The following is a 7316-nucleotide window of genomic DNA, read 5'->3' on the forward strand; positions in this document are numbered from 1 at the left end:
TTGAATACTTATCCAACACCGTGAATAAGTCTCCTTAGCGCCAAAATTGACTTTGCTAGCTTTCTTGCTTGTTTTTTGGAAATCGCTCTCGATTTCCTGTCCTGCGAATTGATTGGTGAAACATATTGTCTCATCGCTTTTTCGTCTTCTTTTTGTTCAGTTTTCAAAGGTCGATTTTTTGAGTTGACGTTGCGCGTTTAGCGCATCAGCAACGTTTATTAATATACCAATTTTTAAGCCTCTCGTCAATAGATTTCCAAAACTTTTTTCATTTTATTTTGCACACATGCAATTTTTGCATATGCACGCAACAATTTTTCTCAATTGAATCACTTTAAACCTGCTGATACATCAGACTTGACGATAACTTCATCTGCCAAATTCAAAAAAGACTCATTTAATAGATCTTCTGGATTGTATATCCCGTCTACATATCCATTTGTATTTTTATTAGGCTGTTCCATCCAAAGTTGAGTCAGAAGATCAACATCTAAATCAGCAGCCACCTTTTTCCCTCCGCCTACTCCAAATAGCTCTACTAAATGTCCATCAATATTTATCGCAGTCATATTTTCCACCACTCCTAGAATGTGATGTCCATTTTTTCTAGCCATATATCCTGCGCGAGAAGCTACTTGTGCGGCAGCATAGTGAGGTGTTGTTACGATTAGTTCATAACAACTCGGAAGGAGCGTATGGATATCCAGTGCGACATCCCCCGTTCCAGGTGGTAAATCAATAATTAAATAATCCAATTCTCCCCATTTCACTTCTTCTAAGAACATTTTCACCATTTTCCCAAGCATCGGTCCACGCCAAATAACCGGTTCTCCCGACTCAACAAAGAAATCCATCGAAATCATTTTCACGCCGTGTGTTTCAACAGGAACAATGAAGTTTCCCTCTTTTTTTGGTGCAGTCATCTCCCCAAAAAGTACAGGTAAACTAAATCCGTAAATATCCGCATCAAGCACCCCAACTTTTTTACCCCGACTAGCAAGTGCAACAGCTAGATTAGCTGCAATTGTGGACTTTCCAACGCCGCCTTTTCCACTTGCAACAGCTATAAACTTAGTTTTACTTGATTCACTTAAAATGCCCTCACGTTGTTCTAAAATCGAATTGATGACATCTGAAGCTAAATAATGCAGATCCAGCACAATGTCTTCAAATCCAAATTGTCCTAGCATCTCCTGTATATTTTCTGAAAAAGCCACTTTATCAACTTCAGGATCGGCAAGAGCTAACTGAAGAATAACTTTGTCAGGCTTAATTACTTCTATTCCTAAGACACCATTCGTTTCTTCAAGCGTCGCCTCTAATACTGGGTCTACTAGGCGGTTAATTAGTTTCCCAACTTGTTGTTCATTTAACATGATTTCCCCTCCATGAAATTATCGAATTCGGTTTCCCCATTATAGCATAGCCCTCTCATTTTTTCACAAACAAGCTTTACTAACAAAAAAAGATGAGTCTCCATCGCCCCATCTTTTTTCGTTTACTTATTGTGAAAGTAGCTCTACTTCAAGTTATTTCTTAATTACAATGTTCATGAGTGATAGACCGTTCCATCTGAATTGTAATATGTGAAACATGGAACTGATTTTCAATCTTGGAGCGAATTCTTTCTAGTAACACATCCCTATCAACATCTTCAGCTACTTGCAGATGAACCGTAAGCGAAGGAAAATCAGATGAAATTGACCAGACGTGTAAATCATGAACACTTTCAATTTCAGGTTGTTCAAGCAGGTAATTTCGAATCCCCTCAATTTCAACATTCGCTGGCTTTCCCTCCATCAATATTTGAATAGATTCACGAAAGACTCGAATGCCGCTGATCAAAACAAAAATGGATACTAATACACTTGCAATCGGATCCGCGATATTCCATCCGAAGAAAATAATAAGTAGTGCGGCCGCAATTGCCCCAACAGAGCCAAGCAGATCACCTAATACATGCAAAAAAGCACTTCGCATATTTAAATTACCACTTGTGTCCCCTTTTGCAAGAATATAAGCCACTAAAATATTCACTAACAACCCTAAAACAGAGATTGTCATCATGCCAGAACCAATAACTTGTTTCGGTTCAAAAAAGCGATGATAGGCCTCATAAAAAATAAATAAAGAAATGATGATTAAAGTTAATCCATTAAAAAAAGCAGCTAAAATCTCAAATCTCCGATAGCCATAAGTTTTGGAATCGCTCGCTGCTTTTTCCCCAAACTTAAACGCTAGCAAACTAAGCCCCAGCGCAACTGCATCACTTAGCATATGTCCAGCATCTGATAAAAGCGCTAAACTATTAGTTAATATTCCCCCGATCACTTCAGCTACCATGAAGCCGGCAATCAAGATAAAACTGATAAAAAGTGCTTTTTTATTGGCACTATGAGTGTGATGGTGCCCATGTCCATGATGATCATGTGAATGATGTTGTCCCATCGCTATTCCTCCCAATTTCTTTATATGTCAATATTAGCATATACACATAATACAAGCAACCTTTTTCATAAAAAAACCGAAACCCCAAAAGGTTTCGGTTTTCCAAAATACCATTAAGATTTGGCTTTAGTTTTAGCTTTTCGGTTGGTCTTTTTAGTTGCATTTGCTACCTTATCTTTCTTCCGGACCTCAAGCTCGCCATCTTTCACACCAATTTCAACAATATCTCCTGGCTCGATGTTTTTGCGTAACAGTTCTTCAGAAAGGCGATCTTCAATATTTTTCTGAATCGCACGTTTAAGTGGACGAGCACCGTATTCCGGATCATACCCCTCTTTTGCAATTTTCGCTTTTGCTCCTTCTGTGAGTTTCACATGAATATCTCGTTCAGCGAGCCGTTTTGTAAGCTGCGAAGTCAGCAAAGTAACAATTTGTTTGAGTTCTTTTTCTGTCAACGAATGGAAAACAATCGTTTCATCAATTCGGTTAATGAATTCAGGACGGAATGCACGTTTCAATTCTTGCATCACTCGGTGTTCCATCGCTTTATAGTCCTGCGTCAAATCTGTGACATTAAATCCAACAGACTTGTCTTCTTTCATTTCTTGTGCCCCAATATTTGATGTCATGATAATGACCGTATTTCTAAAGTCAACCACGCGACCCTTAGAATCCGTCAAGCGTCCATCATCAAGAACTTGAAGTAACATATTAAACACATCTGGGTGTGCTTTTTCAATTTCATCAAGCAAAACAACAGAATACGGATTTTGACGAATTTTCTCAGTAAGCTGTCCACCTTCTTCATAACCTACATAGCCTGGAGGAGAACCGACTAGACGCGCAGTCGAGAATTTTTCCATATACTCCGACATATCAACACGGATCATTGCACTTTCATCACCAAACATCGACTCCGCGAGGGCTTTAGCAAGTTCCGTTTTCCCCACCCCTGTTGGACCGAGAAAGATAAATGAACCAATTGGACGCTTCGGATCTTTTAGTCCCGCTCTCGCACGACGTACTGCGAGTGCAACAGCTTTCACCGCTTCATCCTGACCAATAACACGCTGATGAAGCACTTTTTCCATGTTGAGCAGTTTATCCGTTTCCGTTTCAGCAATTTTGGTAACCGGAATACCTGTCCAGCTAGAAACAACTTCTGCGACTATTTCTTCCGTAACTTGGCTATTGTCACGCCCTTGTTTCTCTTTCCAATTTGTTTTTTTCTCTTCTAATTGCTGCCTAATTTTCTTTTCCTTATCACGGAAAGCAGCAGCTTTTTCAAATTCCTGTCCTTGTACAGCTGCATCTTTTTCTTTCTTAAGTTCGCTTAACTCCGCTTCAAGGTCTTTCAAATTTGAAGGAGTCGTATAAGCTTTCAAACGAACTTTAGAACCCGCTTCATCAATAACATCAATGGCCTTATCTGGCAAGAAACGATCTGAGATATAGCGATCAGAAAGCCTTACAGCAGCTTCCAGAGCTTCATCTGTAATCGCTACTCGGTGATGTGCTTCATAGCGATCTCGCAACCCATTAAGAATTTGAATGGATTCATCAATAGTTGGTTCCCCAACTTTAATCGGTTGGAAACGACGCTCTAAAGCCGCATCTTTTTCGATATACTTTCGGTACTCATCAAGCGTTGTTGCACCGATGCATTGCAATTCACCACGTGCTAGAGGTGGCTTTAAAATATTGGAAGCATCAATGGCACCTTCAGCTCCACCAGCCCCAATCAAGGTATGGAGTTCATCAATAAACAGAATGACATTGCCAGCTTGACGAATTTCATCCATCACTTTCTTCAGTCTGTCTTCAAACTCACCACGATATTTCGTTCCAGCAACGACCGTTCCCATGTCAAGCGTCATCACACGTTTTCCACGTAGCGTTTCTGGGACTTCATTACGAACAATTTGTTGCGCTAAGCCTTCCGCAATCGCTGTCTTCCCAACCCCAGGTTCCCCGATTAAAACGGGGTTATTTTTCGTGCGTCGACTCAATACTTCAATTACACGCTGAATTTCTTTTGCACGACCAATCACAGGGTCGAGGTTATCTTCTCGTGCAATGACCGTCAAATCACGCGCTAAACTGTCAAGTGTCGGTGTTGCTTGCGTATTTGTTTGTCTTCCGGCAGTTCCATTATCCCCGCCGCCAAGAAGCTGAAGTACTTGTTGACGCGCTTTGTTTAGGCTAACCCCTAAATTGCTGAGCACCCGAGCTGCCACGCCTTCACCTTCACGAATCAAACCAAGTAAAATATGTTCTGTTCCCACATAGCTGTGTCCGAGTTTGCGTGCTTCATCCATAGAAAGCTCAATAACTTTTTTTGCACGCGGTGTATATTGAATCGTCGTAACGGTTTTTTCACCTTGACCAATTAATTCTTCTACTTCTTGTTGAACTTTTTCTGAGCTGATTCCAAGTTCATAAAGTGCCTTTGCGGCAATCCCTTCCCCTTCACGTACTAAACCAAGTAAAATATGTTCTGTTCCAAGATTGCTATGATTGAGTCGCATTGCCTCTTCCTGGGATAGGGCAAGAACTTTCTGGGCTCTTTGTGTAAAACGTCCAAACATCATATCGTTTTCCTCCTTTGCGGCCATCCATTAAACTTCTTCAAGAATATCACGAATAACCGATGCTCGAATTACTTTTTCCTCTGATTCATTCATATCTTGCCCCCTGGCTTTTCGTAAAAAGGCTGGTTGCGAAAATATTAGCAGTTCATTAATTTTTTGGCGAGAGATATGCTCAAAATAACCTAATTCAATTCCGAGACGTAAGTCCGAAATCGCTTCTCCACTTTCTCGCATTGAAATCACACGGCTATTTTTTAAAACTCCATAAGCCCTATAAACACGATCTTCAAGGGAAATATGAAATTTTTGTTTCAAATTTGTCCGACTAACACGCTCTTGCATGATCACCTGTTCCATAATTTGTGTTAAATCACTAACAATTTCTTCTTCTGTCTTTCCAAGTGTTATCTGATTAGAAATTTGAAAAATATTGCTTTCTGACCGGCTCCCTTCGCCGTAAATCCCACGAATGACAAAGCCAATGCTTCTAAGCGCGTCAACTACTTTTTTCAGCCGTTTGGTTGCAACAAGTCCCGGCAAATGAACCATCACCGAAGCACGCAATCCTGTCCCTAAGTTCGTAATACAACTTGTAAGATAACCGAACTCTTTGTGAAAAGCGAAGGGGTAGGCTTGCTCAATTTGTTCAGTCATCCGAAGCGCATTTTCGAGCGCTGTGAACAGCCCAAGGCCAGGTTCAAGGCATTGCACGCGCAAGTGATCCTCTTCATTTGTCATAATACTCAAGTTCTCAGTAGGACTAATAAACACAGCCCCGTGTTCACTTTCGTTCATCAAATACGGACTAATCAAATGTTTCTCTACTAGAAGCGCTCGGTCAAGTATCCCAAGCTCCTCCATCTTAAACAAAAGAAAAGAATTATCCACTACTCTTCTAACCCGTTCTACAACCGCATCCCGTTGCTCATAAAATGGGAAAAGCTCATCCTCAAAGTTTCTTGCAATCCGAACACGCGAGCTAAGAACAATATCTGCATCATCACCATCTTTCGACAGCCACGAGCTTAGCACGGGAGCCAAAACACGATTTTGTTCCGTCATTCCTCTTCACCCGCCTTCCCTTCCAGTGAACGAATTTCATCGCGCAACCGAGCTGCTTCCTCAAAGTTCTCCATTTCAACCATTTTTTGGATTTGTTCTCTGAGTGCCAAAATACGTTCCTCGCGCTCCGATTCAGCCACAAAAGCATCCGGAACTTTCCCTACATGCTTTGTATTACCACCTTGCACCTGTTTCGCAGCTTGCAAAATCTGTTCATAAAAAGCATCGTAGCAATGTGGACACCCTGCCCGATTTGTCTTACGAAAAGTATCAAAATCAAGCCCACAGTTATCACACACAAGCTGCTTTTTCTCCGAAGTTCTGTTTTTTGCAACTTTATTTCCATCAAGCATTGACAAAAAGCTAAGAGCCAATTCGTTAAAAGCTTGGATTTTATTCTCTTCTTCCTGATTGGCGCAGCTTTCACATAGATACACTTCTTCAAGTGTTCCATCCGAGTGCAAATGCTGAATCCTAGTTATCGCTTCATTTTCCCCACAACGTTCACAAAGCATCTTCTCACTCCAATCAGTCATACTTTAAAGCTGTAAGCATTGCTTCCAAAATACGACTTCTTAAAATATCCCGATCTGGCAAAGGAATGATTAAAACTTGACGGTCTAAAGCTGACACCATCATTCTTGCTTCCTTCTTTGTCACAACTTCTTCTTCTAAAAGTCTTAACACTACATCTTCAGCAAAAGCTTGCGATACTTTTTTTTCATGTACCATCGCAATAATAGCATCAAGTAGTTGTAATTGGTCATTCATTTTCACTTTAATAATTCGAATGTAACCACCACCGCCTCGCTTACTTTCAACAATGTAGCCACGTTCCATAGTAAATCGTGTATTGATTACATAATTAATTTGAGAAGGCACACACTCAAATTTATCTGCTATTTCGCTTCGCTTTATTTCAACTGCTTCATTTGCTTCTAATACCTGTTTTAAATAGGCTTCAATTATATCAGATATATTTCTCATTTGAATACTCCTTTCTTGCACAATCGAGAAACCATCACTTGACTTTGACTATAGTTGACTTTAATTATACATGATGATGCGCAAGTTGCGCAAGTAGACTGATTGCATAAAAAAGCGCTTGAAATCTTAAAGACTTCAAGCGCTTTACATGTGCCCGGCGGCGACCTACTCTCACAGGGGGAAGCCCCCAACTACCATCGGCGCGGAGAAGCTTAACTACCGTGTTCG

The 7316-nt window shown here is 40.6% G+C and carries 6 protein-coding genes and 1 rRNA gene; all 7 read right to left on the reverse strand.

Annotated elements, in window-relative coordinates:
* Positions 1 to 329: 329 nt before the first annotated feature.
* The gene (locus tag HB912_RS13070; protein ID WP_185375194.1) at positions 330 to 1376 is read right to left on the reverse strand and encodes an Mrp/NBP35 family ATP-binding protein; all 1047 of its coding nucleotides are present in this window, start codon (positions 1374 to 1376) and stop codon (positions 330 to 332) included.
* A gap of 160 nt (positions 1377 to 1536) precedes the next feature.
* A complete protein-coding gene (locus tag HB912_RS13075; RefSeq protein WP_185375196.1) occupies positions 1537 to 2448 on the reverse strand; it encodes a cation diffusion facilitator family transporter in 912 nt (303 codons plus the stop codon).
* 113 nt (positions 2449 to 2561) lie between these two features.
* Complete coding sequence (locus HB912_RS13080) at positions 2562 to 5039, reverse strand: ATP-dependent Clp protease ATP-binding subunit (RefSeq protein WP_185375198.1); 2478 nt, start codon at positions 5037 to 5039, stop codon at positions 2562 to 2564.
* 27 nt (positions 5040 to 5066) lie between these two features.
* The gene (locus HB912_RS13085) at positions 5067 to 6101 is read right to left on the reverse strand and encodes a protein arginine kinase (protein WP_185375200.1); all 1035 of its coding nucleotides are present in this window, start codon (positions 6099 to 6101) and stop codon (positions 5067 to 5069) included.
* A complete protein-coding gene (locus HB912_RS13090) occupies positions 6098 to 6616 on the reverse strand; it encodes a UvrB/UvrC motif-containing protein (protein ID WP_185375202.1) in 519 nt (172 codons plus the stop codon). Before HB912_RS13090 ends, HB912_RS13085 begins: the two co-directional genes overlap by 4 nt.
* Before the next feature lie 13 nt (positions 6617 to 6629).
* Positions 6630 to 7088, reverse strand: coding sequence for a CtsR family transcriptional regulator (locus tag HB912_RS13095; protein WP_185375204.1), 459 nt, complete (start codon positions 7086 to 7088; stop codon positions 6630 to 6632).
* A 152-nt stretch (positions 7089 to 7240) separates the two neighbouring features.
* Positions 7241 to 7316, reverse strand: a 5S ribosomal RNA gene (gene rrf, locus HB912_RS13425); the annotation flags it as partial.

The organism is Listeria aquatica (assembly GCF_014223975.1).
Lineage (GTDB): Bacteria > Bacillota > Bacilli > Lactobacillales > Listeriaceae > Listeria > Listeria aquatica.